The 22,540-nt window shown below is 70.5% G+C and carries 17 protein-coding genes; 16 read left to right on the top strand and 1 reads right to left on the bottom strand.

Going from position 1 to position 22,540, the window contains the following annotated elements:
- Window positions 1–146: 146 nt before the first annotated feature.
- Window positions 147–1,337 carry a hypothetical protein gene (locus IU476_RS29675; protein WP_195105592.1) on the bottom strand — a complete coding sequence of 397 codons (1,191 nt, stop codon included), beginning with the start codon at window positions 1,335–1,337 and terminating at the stop codon, window positions 147–149.
- Between the two features lie 192 nt (window positions 1,338–1,529).
- Here IU476_RS29675 and IU476_RS29670 point away from each other — a divergent pair, with 192 nt between their 5' ends.
- From IU476_RS29670 to IU476_RS29595, 16 genes are all read left to right on the top strand, one after another.
- Entirely contained in the window at window positions 1,530–2,513 is a 984-nt protein-coding gene (locus tag IU476_RS29670) for a C40 family peptidase (RefSeq protein ID WP_195105591.1), read from the top strand.
- Between the two features lie 663 nt (window positions 2,514–3,176).
- Entirely contained in the window at window positions 3,177–4,982 is a 1,806-nt protein-coding gene (gene eccA / locus IU476_RS29665) for a type VII secretion AAA-ATPase EccA (protein ID WP_324194428.1), read from the top strand.
- Window positions 4,983–4,986: 4 nt separating this feature from the next.
- The gene (gene eccB, locus IU476_RS29660; RefSeq protein WP_195105589.1) at window positions 4,987–6,546 is read left to right on the top strand and encodes a type VII secretion protein EccB; all 1,560 of its coding nucleotides are present in this window, start codon (window positions 4,987–4,989) and stop codon (window positions 6,544–6,546) included.
- The gene (gene eccCa, locus IU476_RS29655; protein ID WP_195105588.1) at window positions 6,543–10,553 is read left to right on the top strand and encodes a type VII secretion protein EccCa; all 4,011 of its coding nucleotides are present in this window, start codon (window positions 6,543–6,545) and stop codon (window positions 10,551–10,553) included. The genes eccB and eccCa overlap by 4 nt, the downstream gene beginning before the upstream one ends.
- A gap of 99 nt (window positions 10,554–10,652) precedes the next feature.
- On the top strand, window positions 10,653–10,973 hold the full coding sequence (locus IU476_RS29650) for a hypothetical protein (RefSeq protein WP_195105587.1): 321 nt from the start codon (window positions 10,653–10,655) through the stop codon (window positions 10,971–10,973).
- A 36-nt stretch (window positions 10,974–11,009) separates the two neighbouring features.
- On the top strand, window positions 11,010–12,365 hold the full coding sequence (locus IU476_RS29645; RefSeq protein ID WP_195105586.1) for a PPE domain-containing protein: 1,356 nt from the start codon (window positions 11,010–11,012) through the stop codon (window positions 12,363–12,365).
- A gap of 48 nt (window positions 12,366–12,413) precedes the next feature.
- Window positions 12,414–12,758: a hypothetical protein gene (locus IU476_RS29640; protein ID WP_195105585.1), complete on the top strand. Its 345-nt coding sequence runs from the start codon at window positions 12,414–12,416 to the stop codon at window positions 12,756–12,758.
- Between the two features lie 50 nt (window positions 12,759–12,808).
- Window positions 12,809–13,102 (top strand): hypothetical protein, encoded by a 294-nt coding sequence (locus IU476_RS29635; protein WP_195105584.1) that lies wholly within the window; start codon window positions 12,809–12,811, stop codon window positions 13,100–13,102.
- 35 nt (window positions 13,103–13,137) lie between these two features.
- Window positions 13,138–13,998 (top strand): ESX secretion-associated protein EspG, encoded by an 861-nt coding sequence (locus tag IU476_RS29630; protein WP_324194417.1) that lies wholly within the window; start codon window positions 13,138–13,140, stop codon window positions 13,996–13,998.
- 30 nt (window positions 13,999–14,028) lie between these two features.
- Complete coding sequence (locus IU476_RS29625; RefSeq protein ID WP_195105583.1) at window positions 14,029–15,519, top strand: AAA family ATPase; 1,491 nt, start codon at window positions 14,029–14,031, stop codon at window positions 15,517–15,519.
- The gene (gene eccD / locus IU476_RS29620; RefSeq protein WP_324194416.1) at window positions 15,516–17,039 is read left to right on the top strand and encodes a type VII secretion integral membrane protein EccD; all 1,524 of its coding nucleotides are present in this window, start codon (window positions 15,516–15,518) and stop codon (window positions 17,037–17,039) included. The genes IU476_RS29625 and eccD overlap by 4 nt, the downstream gene beginning before the upstream one ends.
- Entirely contained in the window at window positions 17,039–18,397 is a 1,359-nt protein-coding gene (gene mycP / locus IU476_RS29615) for a type VII secretion-associated serine protease mycosin (RefSeq protein ID WP_195105582.1), read from the top strand. The genes eccD and mycP overlap by 1 nt, the downstream gene beginning before the upstream one ends.
- Window positions 18,394–20,163 (top strand): type VII secretion protein EccE, encoded by a 1,770-nt coding sequence (gene eccE, locus IU476_RS29610; RefSeq protein ID WP_195105581.1) that lies wholly within the window; start codon window positions 18,394–18,396, stop codon window positions 20,161–20,163. The genes mycP and eccE overlap by 4 nt, the downstream gene beginning before the upstream one ends.
- A complete protein-coding gene (locus tag IU476_RS29605; RefSeq protein WP_187684188.1) occupies window positions 20,163–20,516 on the top strand; it encodes a helix-turn-helix domain-containing protein in 354 nt (117 codons plus the stop codon). The genes eccE and IU476_RS29605 overlap by 1 nt, the downstream gene beginning before the upstream one ends.
- A 75-nt stretch (window positions 20,517–20,591) precedes the next feature.
- Window positions 20,592–21,665, top strand: a complete 1,074-nt coding sequence (locus IU476_RS29600) for a discoidin domain-containing protein (protein WP_195105580.1) — start codon at window positions 20,592–20,594, stop codon at window positions 21,663–21,665.
- The gene (locus IU476_RS29595) at window positions 21,662–22,420 is read left to right on the top strand and encodes a hypothetical protein (protein ID WP_195105579.1); all 759 of its coding nucleotides are present in this window, start codon (window positions 21,662–21,664) and stop codon (window positions 22,418–22,420) included. The genes IU476_RS29600 and IU476_RS29595 overlap by 4 nt, the downstream gene beginning before the upstream one ends.
- Window positions 22,421–22,540 lie beyond the last annotated feature (120 nt).

The raw sequence follows: 22,540 nt of genomic DNA, 5'->3' as shown, positions 1-22,540 counted from the left end.
GGCGTTGCCGCGCGGAGATGTCCCCGGGCCAACGCACAGACCGGTCGGCGTGTGCGGAATGGTGGCACGCCGGAACTGTTGCTACAGAGAGGGTTCCGTGTCGCGGTGCTGCGGCAGACCCCGCACCGCGATCGGAAGTCGGTCGATCAGGTGATGATCTGCGCCCCGGTCTCGGGGGCGTCGTGGGTGACCTCGACGTGTTCGGCGGTCTGCGCCTCGTTGCCGTCGGCGGTCGGGTTGTTGCCGGCCGGGCGGTCGCGGCGGGGGCGCAGCGGCACGCCGCCGGGGAGGACGGCGGCACCGGTGGTGTGGTTCTCGCCGGCCGCGGGTGCGGGCGCGCCTGCGGGCTGTGCCGCGCCGGGCGCGGTCGGGTCGCCGGGCGGGGCGGCCGCGAGTGCGGTGTTCGGGGCGCCGGGTGCGGCGTTCGGGTCGGCCGGGGGAGGGCCGCCGGGAGCGCCTGCGGCAGCGGCCTTCTCGGCCTGTTCCTGCTGCTTCTCGTTGTGCTGCTGCACCGCGTTGATCACCGCCGGAGCGGCCGACATCAGGCCCATCGGGATCATCGCGAGCATCGGCAGCAGGGAGGCCAATCCGCCCATGCCGTCGCCGCCCGCCGCGCCGCCGCCCGCCTGGCCCGCGCCCGCGGCCGCGCCCTCGGAACCGCCGGCGACCGCCTCGTTCACGTCGGCCGCCGCGTTGACCAGCTTGTACACCGCCTCCACCGCGCGCGAGATGAGCTTCATCAGCGCTTGCTCCTCGGCGGGCTTCAGCTTCTTGGCGGTCACCGCGTCGAGCTTGGAGTTGAGCGCCGCGACGATCTTCTTGATGGCGGCGAGGGTTTCGTCCTTGCCCTCGGCGACGACGATGGCCGCCTTCACCACCTCGTCGTCGAGACCCACCAGCGCCTTCTGCCGGGTCTGCACCTTCTTGAAGGCCTCGGCGTAGTCCTCCGCGGCCTCGCCTTCGCCGAGTTCCTCGTACACCGCGGGCTTCAGCAGGTCGTCGACCTTGGGCGGCGGCACGGGCGTGCCCCGGCCGAGCAGGTCGACGGCGGTCTGGATGGCCGTCTCGGCGAGTTGGATGACGGCCTTCAAGCCCGCCGAGGCGCCGACCGGCCGATGCAGTTCGACGGGCCAGTAGTGCTTGCCCACGCCCTTCTCGGTCGTGCCCTTCCCGCTCGCGGCGGCGACCGCTTCGTCGGAAATCAGGGGAGGGGTGCCGTTCACGCCCAGCAGCTGGGCGAACTGCTGCTGCTGTGGCGCCGCGCCACCAGCGGCCGGCGAGGCATTCAAAAACGACAAGGGGTTGCCGAGACCGGATTCCGCCGTACTCGCCGCCATACCTTCGCCCTCCTCGGAATTACCCCCATTGTTGCCTCTTCCCGCGAATGGGAAGGAGATCCGTTTCGATCGGTGGCTGCTATAGCGCATAGTCGTTCACAACTTCTGCGTGCGTATTCCGCGTGTTTCGCGCCGGTGCACAGCTGGCCCGGACCTTGAAAGGCAGTCGGTGATGGACGATGGCGAGGTCGTATGGCGCCGGCACTGACAGACGACGTGGACTCGGTACTGCACGAGCTGCTCGGCCTCTACGGCACCGGCCAGCCGGGCCCGGCCGGGCAGGCCGCGATGATGCGCGAGATCTCGGAGAACATGGCGGACGCGCATCGCGGCATCGGCCGCGACCGCTACGCCGAGTCGCGGGCCATGCAGGCGTCGATGGTCGCCTCGCACGCCGACAAGGACGGGGTCGTGCACCAGGCGGTCGGCACGGCCGGTGACGACACCGTCAACGGCCGCACCCGAATCAGCAACCAGATCAACGACCTTCAGGCCAGGCTGCGGGCGATCGCCTCGATCGGCGACTCGCGCTTCAGCGGCCCCGCGATGCTCGACGCCGCGCACGCCACCATCACCGGCGCCACCAAGCAGGTCGACGCGGATGTCGCCGCGGCGCAGCGGCAGGCCGCGCAGATCTCGCCGCCGCCGGTGCCGCAGCCGCGCTATCGCCATGCCGCGGCGCCGACCCGGCGGCGACGTCGGCGCCGCTCACGCTCGGTGTCCGGCGCGCACGGCGGTTCGAACGGCAGCGGGGCGCCGTTGCCGAAGATGCGCCGGCCGGTGCCGTCGGACGGCACGGCCGGCGGCAATGCCGTGCGGGCCGCGAGCGCCTGGCTCGGCACGCCCTACGTCTGGGGCGGCGGCGGCGCGGGCGGTCCCAGCGGGGGCGGATTCGACTGTTCGGGGCTGACCCAGTACGCGGTCGCCGAGGCCACCGACGGCCGCGTGCACCTGCCGCGCACCACCTACGAGCAGATCTACAGCGGTGTCCGGATCCCGCCGGACCAGGTGCGGCCGGGGGATCTGGTGTTCCCGGCGAGCTCGTTCAGCATGCGCGGGCCCGAGCACGTGCAGCTCGCGGCGGGCGGCGGCATGGTCATCGAGGCGCCGTACACGGGATCGACCGTGCGCTGGTCGCGCATGTCGAGTGATGCGGTCGTGGTCCGCGTGATGTGAGGCGTGAGGCGAGGTGCGCGGGGCGGGCCCGTCGGTGCGGGCGGCCTCGATCGCGCAGGTGCCGCGCTGCGGCCGGTCTGGTTACCGGCCCTCCCGGCCGCAGCGCAGCCGAGCTGTCGGGATGAGGGGGTCCGACAGCTCACATAGAGGGAACTACCTTCCTTCGCGGCGGTTGGTGACCGGATCGCGGTCCCCGGGGCCGCCGGCCCGGACCGGGTCCAACGGGATGAGGAACCGTTCGACCCTGAGAACAATGTACCGTTGTGCAACGGCTCATACAATAGTGAACCGTTAAAAACTTCTGCCAGCAATATTCGCGCTGGTGGCGGGGCATCGCTGACGGGTCATCCGATCGTTGTCCGGATGTGCCGGGTGCGCGGTGAAACATGATGGCAATCCGGGGATATCGAGTGGACGGGTGCGCACGGCCGTAGCGGGGACGCGCGGGCGGGGTGGGTGGCGGCGGCCGGGAGGGGATTGCTCGCCGGTCGCCGCCGCGGTCCGCACCGTGAGGATTCGTGGGTGGTGCGTTCCGCCCGCATAGTATCGCTATATAATGGACCGCTCAATAACGTTATATTTTGCCGTCTATTCGAAGTCGGCTCGATGGCCGTGAGCGTGTCTTCTCATATCTGGGAAGGCGCCTTCACGGCCTCGGCTTCGGTGTGTCTATCGTTCGAGCAGGCGACATGGCGGAAGGAAGTCCAGGTGTCAGCGGCCGAGGACGCGTTCTACACAGGTGTTCAATCTCTGGGATTGGTCGCCGGGGGTGTGCGCAATGAAGCACAGGCAACGGCGGCGTTTCGGGCGGCGACCGATCTAGATCCGGATATGTGCGACGCGTGGCTGGGCCGCGCGATGGCCGGCGAGGTCACCTCGGAGGTGATCTACGGCGCCTACCGGTCGGTCCACAACCTGTATCGCGACCAGCAGCGCGCCGGTCTGGTGGACCGGTCGCTGTGGTGCCAGGTCGAGATCGGGATGTACGGGCTGCGGGTGGCGATGGCCGACCGCGACCAGATCGCGATCGCCCAGGCCTGCTCCTACGCCGAGGGTGGGGAGTGGCAGGAGGCCGAGACCATCCTCGGCGAGGTGCCCCGCGACGACGTGTCGGACTTCGTCCGGATGTCGCTGTACTTCCGCACCGGCCGGTGGACCGACGTGCTCGACGCGCGTGCGGCGCGGCCCATGCTCGAGGACGGCCTGCTCGACATCGCGGCCGAGCTGATGTCCGCGCAGGCCCTCACGCACCTGGGCCGCTTCGGCGAGGCCATGCCGCGGGCGCAGCGCATCGTCGAGGAGAGCTCGTCGGGCAACCTGTCCTACATCTGGGCCGACGCGCACTTCCTGCTCGGAATGCTGTTGCGGCACACCGGCGATCACGAAGCCTCCGACCGCGTCCTGAAGGGCCTGCAGGGCTCCTCGCTGTGGCCCGAGCGCGAACAGTGGCAGCGCGCGGTGCGCGACAAGTCCTACCGGCTCGAGGTCACCACGCCGGCGCTGCTGGCGTCCCGGCGCGACAAGTGGGACCCCAAGTCCGGCGACGACCCGACCGAGGCCGCGGCCACCGAGGCCCGCAAGGAGCGCGAGGCGCTGCTGGCCGAGGCGTCGGAGCTGCTGGACTCCCAGATCGGCATGGACTCGGTCAAGGAGCAGGTCGACCGGTTGAAGTCCGGTGTGCTGATGGACCAGGTCCGGGCCCGGCGCGGCCTGGCCGTCGAGACCCGCTCGCAGCACCTGATCTTCTCCGGCCCGCCCGGCACCGGCAAGACCACCATCGCCCGCGTGATCGCCAAGATCCTGGCGGGCCTGGGCGTGGTCGAGAACGCCGAGGTCGTCGAGGTCTCCCGCAACGACATGGTCGGCACCCACCTGGGCCACACCGCGCCCAAGACCAACGCGCTGATCGACTCGGCGCTGGGCGGCGTGCTGTTCATCGACGAGGCCTACACCCTGATCCAGGAGGGCCTGTCCGGCGGCGACGCCTTCGGCAAGGAGGCCGTCGACACCCTGCTGGCGCGCATGGAGAACGATCGCGACAAGCTGGTCGTCATCATCGCCGGGTACGAGGACGAGATCGACCGCTTCCTGTCCTCCAACGACGGTCTGGCCTCGCGGTTCACCAAGCGCATCCGGTTCTCCAGCTACGGTGCCGACGAACTCGTGCAGATCGCCGATCACATTGCGCAGAAGAAGGATTCGCTGCTGTCCGAGCAGGCCAAGGGCATTCTGCGGGACCGCTGCGAGCAGCTGTCGGAACAGACCCGCAAGGGCCGCCGGCTCATCGACCTGGCCGGCAACGGCCGCTTCATTCGCAATGTGGTGGAGTCCGCCGAGGCCGAACGCGACTACCGCTTCACCCGCGACAACGTCGATGTCGCCGCGATGACCAACGAGGAACTGATGACGATCGACGCCTTCGACATCAGCGCCGCGCTGGCCGGTTTGGCGCCCACCACGACGAGCTGACGCCGTGGCGCGCTTCCGGGTGGTGACCAAGCACCAGATCTCGGGATGGCGTTTCCTGCTGCGCCGGATCGAGCACGCCCTGGTGCGCCGCGACGCCTCGATGATCGACGATCCGCAGCGCGGGCGGTCCACCGCGCTGTCGATCGGGATCGCGCTGGCCTGCGTGGTCGTGGCCGGTGCGGCCGTGCTGGCGTTCTTCAAGCCGGCCAAGCACGTGGCCGAGGCGAAGATCGTGTCCGACAAGGATTCCGGCGCGCTCTACGTCCACCTCGGGGACCGCCTGTTCCCCGCGCTGAACCTGTCCTCGGCGCGGCTGATCGTCGGCTCGCCCGACGAACCGGTCCCGGTCGCGCGCGACGAACTCGAGAAGTACGCCAAGGGCCCCACGGTCGGCATTCCCGGCGCGCCCGGCGCCATGGTCGACAGCGGCGGGCCCACCTCCTCGTGGGCGGTGTGCGACGCGGTGCAGCTGGGCGCGTCGGCCCCCATCAACCAGCAGACCGGCCTGCCCACCCGGGCCAAGTCGCCGGTGCGGACGACCGCGATCGGCGCCACCCTCACCGTCGACGGAGACAGCACCCGGCAGCTGGCCGAGGACGAGGCGCGGCTGCTGCGCGACGGCAACACCATCTGGCTGGTCTATCGCAAGGGCGCGGGCGTGGTGCGCGCCGCGATCGACCCGGGCGATTCCGCGGTGGCCCTGGCCCTGGGCATCGACGCGACGGCGCCCGTGATGCCCGCGTCGCCCGGGCTGATCAAGAGCATTCCGGAGGCGGCTCCGCTGAAGGTGCCCCGGATCCCCGAGGCCGGGTCGACGATCACGATGGTCACCGGCCTGACCGTGCCGATCGGCGCGGTGCTCACGGTCTCGCTGCCCGATCGGGGTGCGTCCTACTACGTGGTGTCGCGGTCCGGGGTGGTGCAGATCAGCTCGGTCGTCGCGGCGATGATCCGCAACGACGACTCGCAGGGGATCGCCGGCAGCCGGACGGTCGGGCCGGACGTGATCGCCTCGAATCTGCGGCCGGGCATCTGGCCGGGCACCCAGAACTTCCCCGACCGGCCGGTGCGCCTGGTCGACGCCGAGAAGTCCGCGGTCACCTGCTACCACTGGTCCAAGACCGGCAACGACGCGAACGCGCTGACCGAACTGCTGGTCGGGCGGCGGCTGCCGCTGCGCGACGACGAGCAGGACCGGCCGGCTCCGCTGGTGACCGCGCCGAACTCCGGCGGCGCCACCGCCGACGCGGCCTTCCTGCCGCTCGGCAGCGGGCGTTTCGTCCAGGTCACCGGCGCCGATCCGGTGTCGCCGCGGCGGGAGTCGCTGTTCTGGATCTCCGACAGCGGCGTCCGCTACGGCATCAACGTGCACATGGACTCGCTGACGCCGGGCGCGGTGGATCCGACGCTGCGCGCGCTCGCGCTGAAGTCGCCGGTGCTGGCGCCGTGGACCATCGTCTCGCTGTTCGCGCCGGGACCCGCGCTGTCGCCGGTGGACGCCAAGATCGCGCACGACGCGATCGCGCCCGATCGCGCCGCGGTCGGCCTGGGAGGAGGACAGTGACCAGCACCCGTCGCTTCGTGCGGCCAGCGCGGATGACGCGCGGCCCGAAGGCGCCGGCGGTGACCGAGCTGCGCCTGCAGCCACCGACCGAGCTACCCAAACCCGTGCCGGCCTCGCGGCTGAAGATGATCATGCCGGTGGTGATGGTCGCCGCCATGGCCGGGATGATGGTGATGATGTTCCGCAACGGCGGACAACTCTCACCGATGATGCTGTTCTTCCCGATGATGATGCTCGGCTCCATGTTCGGCATGATCGGCGGCTCGGCCGGCGGCGGCTCCAATGCCGCCAGCCTGAACGAGGAACGCAAGGACTATCTGCGCAGCCTCGCCGACAACCGGAAGTCGGTGCACACGGCCGAGACCGAGCTGCACACCTACCTGAAGTACACCCACCCCGGGCCCGACGGACTGTCGCGCCTGGTCGGCACCACGCGCATGTGGGAGGTGCAGGTCGCCAGCCCGCAGTTCCTGCGCGCGCGGGTCGGGCGGGGCCGGATCGCCAACCAGGTCCGGGTCATCGTGCCCGAGGCCGCCCCGACCTCCGACCTGGATCCGGTCGGCGTGGTCGAGCTGACGCGGTTCGCCAAGGCGTACTCGACGGTCGGCGGCATGCCGGTGGCCATCAACCTGCTCTCCGCGCCGCTGGTCGGGTTCGACGGCGACGACGACGCGGTGCACGCGCTGCTGCGCGCGCTGCTGGCGGAGATCGTCGTGACGCACGGGCCCGACCAGGTCGCGGTCGCCGCCGTGCTGTCGGAACCCGATGCGCCGCACTGGTCTTGGCTGAAGTGGCTGCCGCACACCCAGCACCCCACCGACACCGACGCGATCGGGTCGAGCCGCATGATCTACGGCAGCGTCGCGGAGCTGCGGGCGAAGGTGCTCGCGGATCTGAACCGCGGGCCGTTCTCGGCCAACAGCGAACCCAGCGCCGACCGCAAGCACTTCCTGCTCGTCGTCGACATGGGCGCGGGCGTCAGCGACCGCGACATCTCCGGTATCGACGGCTGCACCTGGCTGCGCCTGGGTCCGGTCGAGCAGACCCTGCCGCGGTCGCTGCGGTTCACGGTGGAACAGGACCGGTCGCTGCTCGAGGTGAACAGCCGCGGCACCCGCAAGGTCGGGGTGGCCGACGCCATGTCGGTGCCCGCGATGACGGCGCTGGCGCGCAGCATCTCCCCGTTCCGGCTGTCCACGGTGGTGGAGGCCGTGGTGGCCGAGCAGGCCAGCGGCGGCACCTCGTGGGAGGAGATGGTCGGGATCGTCGACCCGGGCGCCATCCGGGTCGAGCGGCAGTGGGTGCAGCGCGCCGACGCCGACCGGGCGCGCCTGAACATTCCCTTCGGCCACGACCCGGCCGGCGGCGTGGTCCATCTCGACATCAAGGAATCGGCCGAGGAGGGCATGGGCCCGCACGGCATGTGCATCGGCGCGACCGGTTCCGGCAAGTCGGAATTCCTTCGGACACTGGTGCTCTCGGCGATCGCGACGCATTCGCCCGACACCCTGAACCTGCTGCTGGTCGACTTCAAGGGCGGCGCGACCTTCCTCGGCTTCGACCGGCTGCACCACGTCACCGCCGTGGTCACCAACATGGAGGAGGAGGCCGACCTCGTCACCCGCATGGAGGACGTCCTCAACGGCGAGATGGCGCGGCGGCAGCGCATCCTGCGCGACGCGGGCAACTTCGCCAGCGTCGCCGACTACGAGCGGGCGCGGGAGCAGGGCGCGCGGCTGCCACCGCTGCCGACGCTGCTGGTGATCCTCGACGAGTTCGCCGAATTGCTGGAGCAGTACCCGAGTTTCGCGAAGCTGTTCGTGGCGATCGGCCGGCTGGGCCGCTCGCTGCGCATCCACCTGCTGCTCGCCTCGCAGAAGGTGCCGGCCAACCGGATGGGCGAGCTGGAAGCCCACCTGTCGTACCGAATCGCGTTGCGCACCAACCAGACCAGCGACTCCCGCGACGCCATCGGCACGGCGGACGCCTACCACCTGCCGAAGAAGCCGGGTTCGGGCTACCTGCGGGTCGGCGCGGGCGATCTGCAGCGCTTCCAGGCGTCCTACGTGGGTTCGCCCTACACCCCGCCCGCGCAGACCGCCGCCGCGTCGGTGCAGCGGGCCCGGCGCGCGGGCGGCGGCTATCGGCCGCCGCAGCAGTTCACCGCCGGGCACATCATCGATGTGCGGCCGCAGCCGATCGTCGAGCAGGAACCGATCAACGCCGAACCGGACGCCACCGCGGACGGCGAGCCGGTGACGCTGATGGAGACGGTGCTGCAACAGTTCGCCGGCGTCGGGCGGCCCGCGCACAAGATGTGGCTGCCGCCGCTGAGCGAACCGCCCACGCTGGACCGGATGGTTCCCGCGGTGCAGGCGGGCACGTTGCAGGTCCCGGTCGCCCTCATCGACAAGCCCCGTCAGCAGCGCCAGGACGTGTGGTCGGTGGATCTGTCCGGCTCCGGCGGCCACGTGGCCGTGGTGGGCGGGCCGCAGTCGGGCAAGTCGACCGCGGTGCAGACGCTGATGCTCGGCGCGGCGCTGACCCACAGCCCGGCGCAGGTGCAGTTCTACTGCCTGGACTTCTCCGGCGGCCTGTCCGCCATCCGTCGGCTGCCGCACGTCGGCTCGGTCGCCGGATCGCGCGACACCGACCGCGTGCGACGGACTTTCGCGCTGATCACGAACCTGGTGGCGAGCCGGCAGTCGCTGTTCGCCGAACTCGGCATCGACACCATGCGCGAGTTCCGCCGCCGGCGCAGCTCGCCCGCGGAGTCGGCCGAACTCACCGCGCGCGGCGAGATCCACGGCGACGTCTTCCTGGTGGTGGACGGCTGGGACATCGGCTTCGCGGTCAACGGCCCGTACTTCGACGAGTACCTGTCGGTCATGGAGTCGATCGCCGTGCAGGGCCTCAATTACGGTGTGCACCTGGTGATCACGAGTTCGCGCTGGGCGGCGATCCGGCCGGCCATCAAGGATCTGCTGCAGACCAGGCTGGAGATGCGGCTGGGCGATCTCACCGACACGGTGTTCACCACCCACCGCGCCATCGTGAGCGCGATCCCGCCGAACCGCCCCGGCCGCAGCATTTCCAGCGAGGGCCTGCACATGCTGACGGCGCTGCCGCGCATCGACGGCGTGAGCGACCCCGAATCCGCCGGCGCGGGGCTGGCCGCCGCCATCGAGCACGTGAGCCGGACCTATCCGGACCAGCGGGCGCCGGAGGTGCGACTGCTGCCGGCGCAGATCGACCTTTCCGAAATCGTTGCCGGGCAACCGGAACCGACCACGCTGGCGCAGCGTTTGGTGGTGCCCTTCGGTATTCGGGAATCCAATCTGAGTCCGGCGACGGTGGATTTCGGCGCCTCGACGCATTTCATCGTGCTGGGTTCCACGGGTTGCGGTAAATCGACCGTGATCGACGCGTTGTTGCGCTCGATCTGCACCCGATTCAACAAGGACCAGGCCCGGGTGCTGCTGGTGGACTATCGCCGCCAGCACATGGATGTCGTGCCCGAGGAGATGCTGATCGGCTATCTGACCGCCGAACGCGACGTCGTCGAGGGCCTGCCCGCCTTCGCCGCGCGCATGCGCCAGCGCCGCCCACCGGACGGTGTCACGTCGCAGCAGCTGCGGGAACGCTCGTGGTGGAGCGGCCCGGAGATATTCGTCGTCGTCGACGACTACCACATGGTCGCGCAACGCGGCGCGATGAATCCGCTGGAACCGCTCAAGGACATCATCGTCGACGGCCGTGACACCGGTCTGCACGTAATCGTGGCCCGCAGCATCGCCCAGGCCGATATGGCGCTGTACGACAATGTGCTGGGGCAGATGAAGAATCTGAATTCCTCCGGCCTCATCATGGACGGATCGAAACTCGACGGCGTGCTCGTCGGTGACGTGAAGCCGACCAAACAACCGGTGGGACGCGGAATCTTCGTCGAACCGCTGCATTCGCGGCGCGATCTGGTGCAGGCGGCGTGGACGGCGCGGCCGGAGTGAATCGTCGCGCGACTCACACCTTCCCAGAGTTGGGGATGGCTTAGCGTTCTTGCTGTACCGGCTCATCGAGAGGTCGGCACGAGTTCTAAGGAGACCTCCATGCTTCTCCAGGTAGACCAAGAGATTCTGACCGCCATCGGGTCCCAGGTCGGCGTCGGTGCCATGGAACTGCTGCAGGCAGCCAACGCGACCGCGGCGGTCGCGGTCCCGCCATCGCCCGGAAGCGACTTCGTGAGCCAGCTGTTCCCGTTCGTGCTGGGGGCCTACAACGTATCCATGGTCAGCTGCACCACCCAGGGGTGTTCCTTCGGAGCCGAGGGCGGCCACGCGCTACCGACGACGGCCGTGTCCTTCTCCGGTGGTGACGTCATCAGCGGCGGCGAAGTGGCCGTGCAGAGCTCGGTAATCACCACCAAATAGAATTCGTCAGCTTTTTCCTGCGCGGGAGCAAATGTCATGACGCTGCCTGTCAGTTTCGCAGGTCTGCCGCCCGAGATGAATATCGCGCTGCTGCTCAGCGGGCCGGGTAGCGGTCCGACGCTGGTTTCCGCCGCCGCCTACACGGCACTGGCCGCACAATTGAATGCCGCCGCGGCAGCCCTGGACGGCGCGACGGCCGGCATGGCGGAATCCTGGCAGGGATTGGCCGCGGGAAAGGCGAACGGAGCGTTCCAGAACTACGCCGCGTGGCTGCACGAGCAGGCCGCGATCGCCGCGGAGGCCGGAAAGCTCATCGAAACGGCGGCGGGCGCCTATACCGCCGCGGCGGGCGAAATGGCCGGTGTCGCAGCCTGGCTCACCTCGTTCCGGGCGCGCGAGGCGGCGATGCTGGCCGCCTCCGCGGCGGTACCGGGCACGGCGGCGGCCTTGGTGGCCATGGAGGCCGAGTACTTCGCCATCTGGGCCGCGGCCGCGGGTGTCATGGGCGGCTACGCCGGCGCGGTCGTACCGGCCCTGTCGGCCCTGCCGCCGCCGGCCTTCGCTCCGCCCATCGTGGTCGGTGGCGGCGTGGAACCGCCGCCGGGGAGCTCGTTCGAGAACCCGCTGACCAAGGGCACTCCCGACCTGCCGGGCCACCCGCCGGGCCCGACCGACACCGGCGGACCGACCGATACGAACGGGCCGACCAACACGGACACGGGCGGCCCCCAGGACACCAACGGGCCCACCGACACGACCAACACCGACCCGGTCCAGCCGTCCGATCCGTCCACACCGTCGGACCCGACGTCACCGTCGGATCCGGGCCAGCTCGGCGATCCGAGCGGCTACGGCGCGGACTCCGGCTACGGGAGCAACTACGGCTCCGAGGTCGGCGGCATGGACCAGGGCGGTTTCACCGGAACCTCGCCCTACTCGACCACGCTGGCGGGATTGAACGGCGGCATGGGCAGTGTGGTGGCGCTGGGCATGATGCGGGGCGGCATCGGCAACATGCCGGGCGCCTCGACCGGATTCCGGATGCCCGCCAACTGGGCGCCCGGCTCCGGACGGGCGTTCGGCGCGATGAGCAATCCCGCCGCCACGTCGGGAGCCCAGGCGGCGCCCCGCCGCGGCGTCACGGCGTCGGCGCGGCAGATGCGCCGCCGCCGCGATCAGGACAAGAGAAAATCGAAGGTATTCGTCCCGGGGGAACCGCAGGACGTACCAGTGCTGGAGAAACCTCCCGTGGTCGGCGTCATCGAATACGACGACGACCGGCGGGACGACCGCGAGGTCGAGCATTTGCTGCCGGTCGGAATCGGAGTGCTCGCGCGCCCCGAGGAAGAAAACGAGAACACGGCGGAACCCATCACAGAACGTCCCCGGTGACACGCGCCGAGGCCGAAATAGCGAGACAGTCGCGAAAGGAATTCGACAATGGCTATCACTTACACCGGTGATCCCAGTCAGCTGCAGACCGGTGCCAAGAACACCGCCGGCTGCCTCGGCGAGCTGGAGAACCACCTGCGGGCACTGACCAACCTCCAGGACGAATTCGGCACGGCGGTCAAGAGCGAGGCGACCGCGCCGGCGCTGCGCCAGGCGTTCATCGACGCCTACACCAAGGGCAAGGCGCTGGGCGGCAGCCTGCAGAACATCATCGACGCGCTGAACACCTCGGGCGTGCAGGTCTCGCAGGCCGATGCGGAAGCGCAGAGCGCCATCGTCAAGGCGGGTCTCGACGGTCTGTCGCAGACCGGCGGGGTCAGCACCAACTGGTGACGTTCGAGCACACTTCCGGGAACTATTCACGATAAGGATCGAGGAAAACAATGCTTTTCAACTTCTCGGCTGTCGACGAGCACTCGACAACCATGCAGGGCGTCCTGCAGGCCATGGACGACAACGTTCAGCACATCGTGCAGCTCAAGCAGCAGCTGCTGACGGAGTTCCAGGGTGCCGGCGCCAGCGGCTACAAGGAGGTGACCGATGCCCTGGACAAGCGGCTCAGCGAGTACAACACGAGCCTGGGCGGCCTGCGGGCGGCGATCATGAAGGCGGCCGGCTCGCAGGGCATCATGCACCAAACCGACACCAACAACGGGAACCGTTTCCTGGCCGGCTGACCGTGCAGATCACCTCCACATCGGTGCAGGATCCGGTGACCGAGGCCGAAGCGCCCGACACATCGATGGACGACGATCCGGTAGCGATCGATCTGAATGTCGATGCGGCCCTGCTGTTGCAGAGTCTGGTGGGCATCGACTCCTACCCGTCGGTGCTGGCGCTGCTGCCGAACGTCTACCGGGACGACGACCGGTACCGGGTGCACGCTGCCGTCGCGGAGGACCTCACCGAGGTGGGCGTCCTCGTCGACGGCGCGGTGCACCCGGTGGTCGAGCACTGGCTCCGGTGTCTGTACCGGCCGGATGTGGAACTGGCCGTGCGGATCCTGGACGGCGGGTCCGACGAGCAGGATCCGAGCATGCTGCGGTTGTCACTGGTGCGCGCCGGTGACACCCACGTGCTGGCGGTCCGGTGCGACGACCACGTCGTGATCCAGTCGGTATTCCAGGAAGGAGAACAGCTCGACACCGTGGCGGCCGTCGTCGGAGCGGCGCTCGGGCCTTGTCCGCCACTGAAATTCGAGCCGATGACCACGACCGCGGCGGAGATCGCCGAGATTCCGGTCGAACCCGCCGAACGTCGGCGGGCGCTGGTGGAACTCGGGGCGCAACCGCACACCGCGAGCGTGCTCACCCGGGTATTGGAGGAGGTGCAGCGGCGCGCCGAGATCGTGATGATCGAACACCACGACGGCAATACGCCACAGCCGGAAATCTGTGTGAGCGTGGTGGATACCGCTTCGGGCCGCTTCGTGGTAACACCGAGTGTCGCGATGGACGGCGAGAATTGGTCGACCTACGCGCCGGGTGACGAGACCGCCCTGCGGGCCGGGATCGCCGCCCTGGTGGAATTACTGCCGGGCCGAAGCTGGTTCGGTACCAGTCGGACCGATTGAGGTCCGACCGGTCGAGAGGGATGAGGGAAGATGAACCGAGCACCGAATTCGAATGGGCATCCGGCCGAATCCGTGCGGGCTCGGGGTGGATACGACGCGTATTTTTCCCAGCAGTCCGCCGCGGTCGAGTCGAAGGACGCCGAAAGCGCGCCGCCGCAAGAGCGGTCGGACGCCTTCCGGTACACCACCGGTCTGCCGACGCAGGGCGCCGCCGCCCCGACGGTCGGCGCGCCGGGCCAGTCGCAACCGGCGCAACCCGCACCGCCGCAACCGGTTTCGCCGCAAGCCCCGCCCCCGCAGACCGCCGTCCCGCCGACCGCGCCGCCGCCGACCGCGGCCCCGCACACCGCGCCGCCGCAGGCCGCCGCACCGCAGGCCGCGCCGCCGCAGCACACGCAGAGCGCGCCCGCACAGGCCCGGCAGGCCGCGAACGAGACGGTCGAATACGGCCGCGCCGAACACACTTCCGCGCCCGTCCCGAACCCGGCGGCCGCGTCCACCGGTGACCAGGGCCGGGGCCTGGAGCGGGTCGACCGCTCGCACTCCGACGTCGCCTATCCCGAGGTGCTGCCGGCCTCGCTGACCTCGATGGACCTGCTGGCCGAGATCGCCGCGACCCGGCGCGCGCACCTGCGGTCCACCAGCGGCGTGCGCGGCGCGCTGAACAAGGTCGGCTTCAATCTCGGCCTGTCCCCGGCCGAACAGCGCACCGAGGAGCGCCGCGGCCGCATCCGGCGGCAGCTGACGGCGACCTATCAGATCGCGGTGGTGAGCGTGAAGGGCGGCGTGGGCCGCACCACCGTCACCGCCGCCCTCGGTTCGACCTTCGCGAGCCTGCGCCCGGACCGGGTGGTCGCGGTCGACGCCAACCCCGACTTCGGCGACCTGCCCACCCGCACCCGCCCGCACCCCTACGGCCTGACGCTGCGCGATCTCGTGCGCGCGCCGAATCTCGAGGCGTTCTCGGCGGTGCACTCGTTCACCTCGATCAACGAAGCCGATCTGTCGGTGCTCGCCTCGCCGTGGTCCACCGAGGCCGTCGAGGCCCTGTCGGGTGCGGAGTACGCGAACGCGGTCTCGGTGCTGCGCAAGCACTACAACCTGGTGATGGTCGACTGCGGCACCGGCGTGCTGGACTCGATCACCGGCACGGTCCTGCAGACCAGCGATGCCGTCGTGGTGGTGACGCCCCCGACGGTGGGCGGTGTGAAGGGCGCGGTCGCCACCCTGAACTGGTTCGCGGCGCACGGCCTGCAGCACCTGATCGCGAACTCGGTGGTCGTGATCGTGCACCCGCAGGCCGCCAAGCCGATGGTCGAGGTCGCGCAGATCGAGAAGCTGTTCGCGACCGCGCAGCGGCCGACGTTCCAGCTGCCCTACGACGACCACCTGGCCGAGGGCGGCGAGGTCGACCTGCGGTTGCTGGAGAGCGACACGGCACTGGCGCTGGAGGAGCTGGCCGCGGCGCTCGGTGACGGATTCCCGGGGCAGGTCGCCACGGGTCGTGGAGGACGGTTGTGAGTACAGCGGTGGCCGGGGCGGCGGCGACGACCGCCGCGGCATCGGCGGAGGTGGCGCGGGCCCGCATCGCGGTGATGGTGGCCACGTACCAGGTGGACGTGGTGGTGCCGACGAAGTTCACCATCGAGACGTTCATCGACGATCTGCTGGGTGTGCTGCAACGCGCGATCCGGGACGAGACCGTCGATTTCGCGCCGCCCAGCGGCCAGTGGAGCCTGGCCCGGCCCGGCGAGCCGCCGATTCCGCGCTGGCGCAGCCTCGCCGACCACGACGTCATCGACGGCACGGTGCTGATGCTGGCGCCCGTCGAATCCTCGGAGATGTTCACGCCGGTCGTCGAGGACATCACCGACGCGCTGGCCCTGATCAACGAGCGCGAGTTCAGTGAGTTCGATCCGCGCACCGTCGCGATCACCGGCGTGTCCGCGCTGGGTGTCGGCGCGGTGGCCGCGGCCGGTCTGCTGTCCTGGTCGTGGATGCGCTCCGGCTCGCTCGTGTGGTGCGGGCTGCCGGCGCTGCTGCTCGGATTGGTGTGCTGGATCGGCGGTTTCGCGCTGCGCCGGAGTGCCCAGGGCGCGGTGGTCTGCCTCGGGTTGGTGCTGTCCGCGCTGCCGCTGCTGTTCGCCGGCGGCGCGATGCTGGTGCCGGCCTCCTACAGCGAACCGGGTCCGTTCGCGGCCGCCAACTTCGCGGCCGGCGCGGTCGTCGCCGGCACGGCCGCGGTGCTGACACTGCGGCTGACCAGGGTGAGCACCACGGTGCTGACAGCGGTCCTGGTGATCACCCTCGCCGTCGCGGTGGCGGCGGTGCCGATGGCCTTCTTCGAGGTGTCGGAACGGCACATGACCGGCGGCGCGGTCTTCGTCGGACTGCTCCTGCTGAGCGGCGCGGCGCGGCTGGCCGTGATCGCCGCGCGGATCCGGCCGCCGGACCTGCCCGACCCGGGCACCGAGGTGTCGCCCGGCACGCTGACCGACATCTTCGACGCCGAGACCGTCACCGCCGAGGACCCGGGCCCCGACCGCACCGAGGACGATCGGCGCCGGTCGCTGCGCATCGAGGACCGCGCCCGGCTGGCGGTGACCAGCCTGCGCGGCCTGATCATCGGGTCGGCCACGGTGCTGTCGGTCTCGACCGTGCTGGCGGCGGCCGCGAGTCCCGGCGGCATCCGCGAGATCGTGCTGGGCGCCGCGGTCGCCGGGATTCTGGTGCTGCGCGCCCGCTGGCATCCCGACCGGGTCCAGGCCGTCGCGCTCGCCGTCGGTTCGGCGGTGACCGTGGTCGGAGTGGGCGCGGTGGAAGTGGGCGCGTACGCCACCCCGCCGGCGCGGCTGGTCGTCGTGGCCGTACTGATCGCGGCCGCCGTGGCCGCCTGTGTGGCCGCGCTGCAACTGCCGGGCAAGCGGCTGTCCCCGGTCACCCGCCGGATGATCGACCTGGTCGAGTTCGCCCTGATCCTGGTCATTCCGGTGCTGGCCTTCTGGATCATGGGCATCTACACCGCCATGCGAGGGATCTGATGAAGTTTGCCGGCATCGGTGTCCGGAGCTGCGCGGCACTGATCGCCGGGGCGGTGCTCGCCGTCGCGGCCGGACCGGCCGCGGCGCTGCAACCGCCCGAAATAGTGGTCGGCGCGGCGCCGCCGGACGGCACGCCGGGACCGGAGCTCCCGATGAAGCAGGAACAGGGCTGCGTGGCCACCGGCCTGCTCCCCAACAGCGACATCACCCAGGCGCCGCCGCCGGAGACCTCGCTGGACCTGGCGCGGGCCCGGGCGCTGAGCCGCGGCGCGGGCGTCACCGTGGCGGTGCTGGACACCGGCGTGACGCCGAACCCCAGGCTGCCCAACCTGATCGGCGGCGGCGACTACGTGCAGACCACCGACGGCCTGGCCGACTGCGACGCGCACGGCACCCTGGTCGCGGGCATCATCGGCGCGGCCTCGGATCCGGCGGACAAGTTCCTCGGTGTCGCGCCGGAGGCCACCATTCTCTCGATCCGGTACCGCTCGAACGCATTTCGCCCGGAGCGGCCGGACAACTCGCAGCCGGAGAATCAGTCGGCGCTCGAGATCCGGACGCTGGCGCGGGCGATCACGCACGCGGCGAACCTGGGCGCGGGGGTTATCACGGTCGGTCTGCCGGTCTGCATCAAGGCGGACGCCCGCGTGGACCAGTCCATGCTGGCGGCGGCCGTCGGCTACGCCGTGCACGTGCGCGGCGCGCTCATCGTGGCGGGCGCGGGCAACACGAGCGGCACCAGCTGCAACCAGAATCCCGACATCGATCCCGGCCGCCCCAACGACCCGCGCAATTGGCGTGACGTCGAGACGATCTCGACGCCCGGCTGGTTCGCGCCCGACGTCTTGACGGTCGGGTTCACCACGGCCTCGGGCACGCCGATGTCGGGTTCGCTGATGGGCCCGTGGGTCGGCATCGCCGCCCCGGGCGCCGGAATCGAATCGCTCGGGCCCGGCGGCACGAACCTCATCAACGGCGTCGGATCGGACGGCAAGCTGGTACCGGTGGGCGGCGCGTCCTTCGCGGCGGCCTACGTCAGCGGCGTCGCGGCCCTGCTGCGCTCGCGCTTCCCGACCGAGACACCGGCCGAGATCATGGCGCGGCTGCAGGTGAGCGCGCACGCGCCGGCGCGCGGCGTCGACAATCTCTCCGGCGCCGGCATGCTGGATCCGCTGGGCGCACTGAGCTACCGGACACCCCCGAAGGCCCCCGAGGACCTGTACCGGCGTGCCACGCTGGTGCTCCCGCCGCCGCCGCGGCCGCGTGACCTCAAGCCGCTGGTGGTGGCGGCGGCGATCGCGATCGGCACGGTCCTGCTGGGCGTGGGTGTGGACGGTGTACTGCGGAGGCGTCGGTGAGTTTTCCCAGTGTTCGGGTCGGCGGAGTCGAACGCGGTCCGTTCGCCACGCTGGTGGTCGGAGGTGGTCCGGTGCTGGCCGGTTTGTCCACGCACACCCCGTGGTGGGTGCTCGCCGTGGCGGTCTGTGTCCTGGTGGCCGCGGTCACCGTCCGTTTCGGGCAGCGCACGGCGGTGCGCTGGCTGCTGGACTGGGTGGCGTTCCGGACCGGCCGCGCCGCGCGGGCGCGCCGGCGTGAACAACCCTGGAACGTGCGCGACGTGCAGGTGGCCGCCGGGGTGTGCGGCGTGCACGAGGACGGCGCGACCCTGGTCGCGATGATCCAGCTCGCCCCCGACCTGGACCTGCCGACGGTCATCGCCGAGCAGACCATCTACACCGAGGACACCATCGGCCTCGATGCCCTGCTGCCGCTGCTCGACCAGTACGGCATCGGCGTTGACATCGATATCGTCACCACGGGCCAGCGGGTCCGCCCGGGCGGCAGCTACAGCATGCTCTACGACCAGTTGCTCGGCTCGCATCCCGTGGTCGGCAACCGGATGTCGTGGCTGGTGGTCCGCCTGGACCAGGAACGAAATCTGCACGCGCTGACCCGGCGCGGGCCGTGCGAGGTGGTCGCGCCCAAGGCCTTGGCCAGCGCGGCGCACCGGATCGCGACCCGGCTGCGCGAGCGCGGGATCAACGCCCAGCCGCTGCCGGCCGACGCCCTGTGGCAGGCGGCCCGGCTGCTGCACGCCGGCGTCGAACTGTCGGATCTGCGGGAGAAGTGGAACCACCTGGAATCGTCGGTGGCCAGCCGCAGCATCAGCAGTTTCATGATCGACTGGAGCCGCCTCGGCGACACCGGCCTGGACGACTGCTGGTCGTGGAATCGCGGCCGCACCACCGTGGTGGTGAGCCTGGCCGGCGGCGCGGTGGGCGCGCGCGGCCTGGTGCGCTACGTCGGCCCGGCCGTCACCAGCGCGCCGGTCGACTATCTGCTGCCGCTGGGCGGCCGGCAGTCCGCCGCGCTGCTCGCCTCGCTGCCCACCGGCACGTCGGTGCGGGAGGTGCCGGCCGACGAGCAGGGCCGCGACGTCGCCGCCGAGGACGTGCTGAGCGGTCTCACCATGGCCATCGGACCGAACGGGCAGATCCTGGGTTCGATCAGCGGCCAGCCCCGCCACACCCTGGCCCTGCCGCTGTTCGACCCGTCGCTGTACAACCCGCAGCGGCGCACCATCGACGTGCGCGCCGATCTTCCGGTCGCGCAGCAGATCGTGTTGCGCGCCATGGTCGTCGGGGCCGACGTCGAGGTGTACTCGGCGCGGCCGCAGCGCTGGGAGCAGCTGGTGTCGGCGGTCGGGGACCCGACCTCGCTGCGCCTGGTCTCCGACCAGCCCGGCACCGGGGAACCGCCGGAGTCGTCGGCGACGGTGGCGGTGTTCGACCAGGTGCCGCCGCGCGCCTCGGCCGCGCCCACCACCGTGACCATCAGCGATCCGGGTCAGCCGCGCCGCCGGGCCGCGGATCTGGCCATCGATCAGGTGAGCGCGTCGGCAGTCGACGTGGGCATCCCGATGCGCACGGTCCGGGTGGATCTCATCGAGCCGCGCGGCGAAACCAGATACTTCGACTACCTGGATCAGAGCGGCCCGCCGGCCGCGCCGGAATCGCCGATCGCGGCGCCGGGCAACGGATACGGTCCGGTGCCGCCGGTATTGCCGCCAGGTGACCGGCCGGTAGGCGGAGGCGAAGTAGGCCGGGAAGAAATGGGTCGGTAATGTTTATCGGCGTGGTAGCGGACTCCCAGTCGGAAGGCGATGCTCGGCACGAACCGGACGGGGAGGGTGCGCTCACGCCACGGCAGGCGGCGGCCGCCATCTTTTCCCGGCGATTGTCGGAGCTGATCTCGGAATCGGTGGTGTCGACCGAGGACGGTTCGACGCGGTCGTTGACGCTCTACTCCCTGGCGCAACACCTGGAATTGGCGTATCCGGACGTGCCCGTCTCGCAGTCGGGCCTGTACCGGTTGATCCACGGCGAAGCCATCCCGCGGCTCGATCTGATTATCGCGCTGGCCCGGGTTTTCGATGTGCCGCCCGAATATTTCATCACCGCGGAAAGCAATTCCTGACCTCGCGGGATTGTTCTCACCGGCGGGAAGATCGACGCCGCCGAGGGTGCGGCCGGGACGGATACCATCCTGTTCATGCCCGCCGAGGACCCGGGAGATGTGTTTCTTCGCCACCGCACCGCGGTTCTGGACGCTCTGCTCGCCGATCCCGCGCTGGAGCCTTCCGGGGTAGCCGCGGCGGGTGCGGTGTCGGCTCCCGAGAGCGCGGGCGAGTCACTCTCCGTCGACCACGAATTCTCCGCCGAGCCGGTCGCCGAAACGCTGGTGGGCGAACCTGATTCGGGTCCCGCCGCCAAGCGCCGGGCGAATACCGGCCCCAAGGCCAGTGATCGCATTCTCGCCCTGCTGAACGGCCAGTCGCCGGACGCGGCGGGCGGCCTGGAGTTCACCGCCGACCATTCCGAGGCCGCGGCGGCACGGCTGCGCACGGCCGAGAACGCCGAGCAGCGAGCCGAACCCGTCGCGCCCGCGCAGCCGGAGAAGGCGGCCGCGTCCCGGCCGGGGAGCGTCGGCGAACTCGGCCGGACCGCGGTCGTCTACCTGAAGCGCCCGAAGATCGCGCTGGCGGTGGCCGGCGTGCTGGTGCTGCTGCTGATCCTGGTGTTCGTCACCAGCGGCGGCGAGGACAAGCCGAGCCAGAACGTGGTGGTCACGCAGGCCTCGGGCGGCACGCCGCTGCCGACGTCGGCGGCGCCCGCCACGCCCGCGAGCGCGCCCATCCAGGTGCGCTCGGCGCAGGCGCACTGCCCGCAGGGCAGCAGCGACGCCATGGACGCCTTCTCGGGGGAGTCGGGCAAGGCGTGGAAGTGCGTGCGCGCCTACCGCGTCGACGGCCAGGTGCTGACCATCGATCTGGGCAAGACCTATCAGGTGGATTCGATCGGCATCGTGCCCGGCTTCGACTCCGTCGGCACCGACGGCACCGACCAGTGGAGCAAGTACCGCACGGTCAGCCGCGTCTCCTACCGCTTCGACGACAGCAACGCCACCACCTACACCCAGCAGACCCTCGACCAGCGCAACGTCGTCACCACGGAGATCAAACCGGCGGTGACCGCCTCGAAGATCACGGTGACCCTGCTCGAGTCCAAGGGTGACCCGTCCGCCAACACCACCGCCGTCTCCTCGATTGTGATCACCGGACATTGACCCTGCCGCACCTGATCTGCCAGTACTGTTCGCACCGCAACGCCGGTGCGGAAGCCCGCTGCGCGCACTGCGGCGCACCGCTGTCCGGCGAGCCGCAACCGGCCGCGCGGCCCGCGATGTCGGAGGCGGGCCGGTTGCTCAACGGCGCCGAGCACGTGGCCGCCGACGTGGCGAAGACCGCCGAGAGCGCGGGCAAGGAACTCACCTCCGACGCCGCGAAGATCATCACCGAACGGCTGGCGTCGATGTCGTGGCGCACGGCGGCGGCCATCCTGGTGGCGATGGTGATCGGGGCCCTGCTGCTCATGCATTCCTGCGGCGGTACTCCGGAGCTGCCATCGATGGGCCAACTCGGCGGGGGAGCGGGCGCGCTCGGCGGCGGCTCGTCCTCGGGCGCGGGGCTGCCCGATCCGCTGCGCGGTGCGGCGTCCTGCCGCTCGGCCGATCCGTCCGGGACCACCGAATCCTGTGTGGTCGAGGCGAGTTCGACGCTGCTCGCGGGCGGTATCACGGGCGGTCGCGCGCTGACCGTGTCGGTGCAGCGCGAGCAGTCGAATCGCTTGCCGGACACCATCGCCCGCTGGCGCGCGGCCGGCGCGACGACCGTCGCCGACGGCACCGTCTTCGCGGCGGTCGGTCCGTCCGGCACGGTGTGGTACGCCGACAGCGCCAGCGGCCTGCGCCTCGAGACGAGCGCCTTCTCCAACCAGTCGGGCGCGCGCACCTTCCTGCAACGCTCCGGCCTCCTGCGCTGAGCCGTAACCCCTGTTCCTGCTGGTGGGGACAGCGATTCGCGACCCGAATGTTACAATTTATAACGTACCGCTAAGTAACGTGCCAATCTTTGGTAGACAGATCGGGTCGGCGGGAATTCG

It is taken from the genome of Nocardia blacklockiae, assembly GCF_015477355.1.
GTDB classification, from domain to species: domain Bacteria; phylum Actinomycetota; class Actinomycetes; order Mycobacteriales; family Mycobacteriaceae; genus Nocardia; species Nocardia blacklockiae.
Note: the sequence above shows the minus strand (reverse complement) of the source record. Positions and strands in the feature narration are given on the sequence as shown.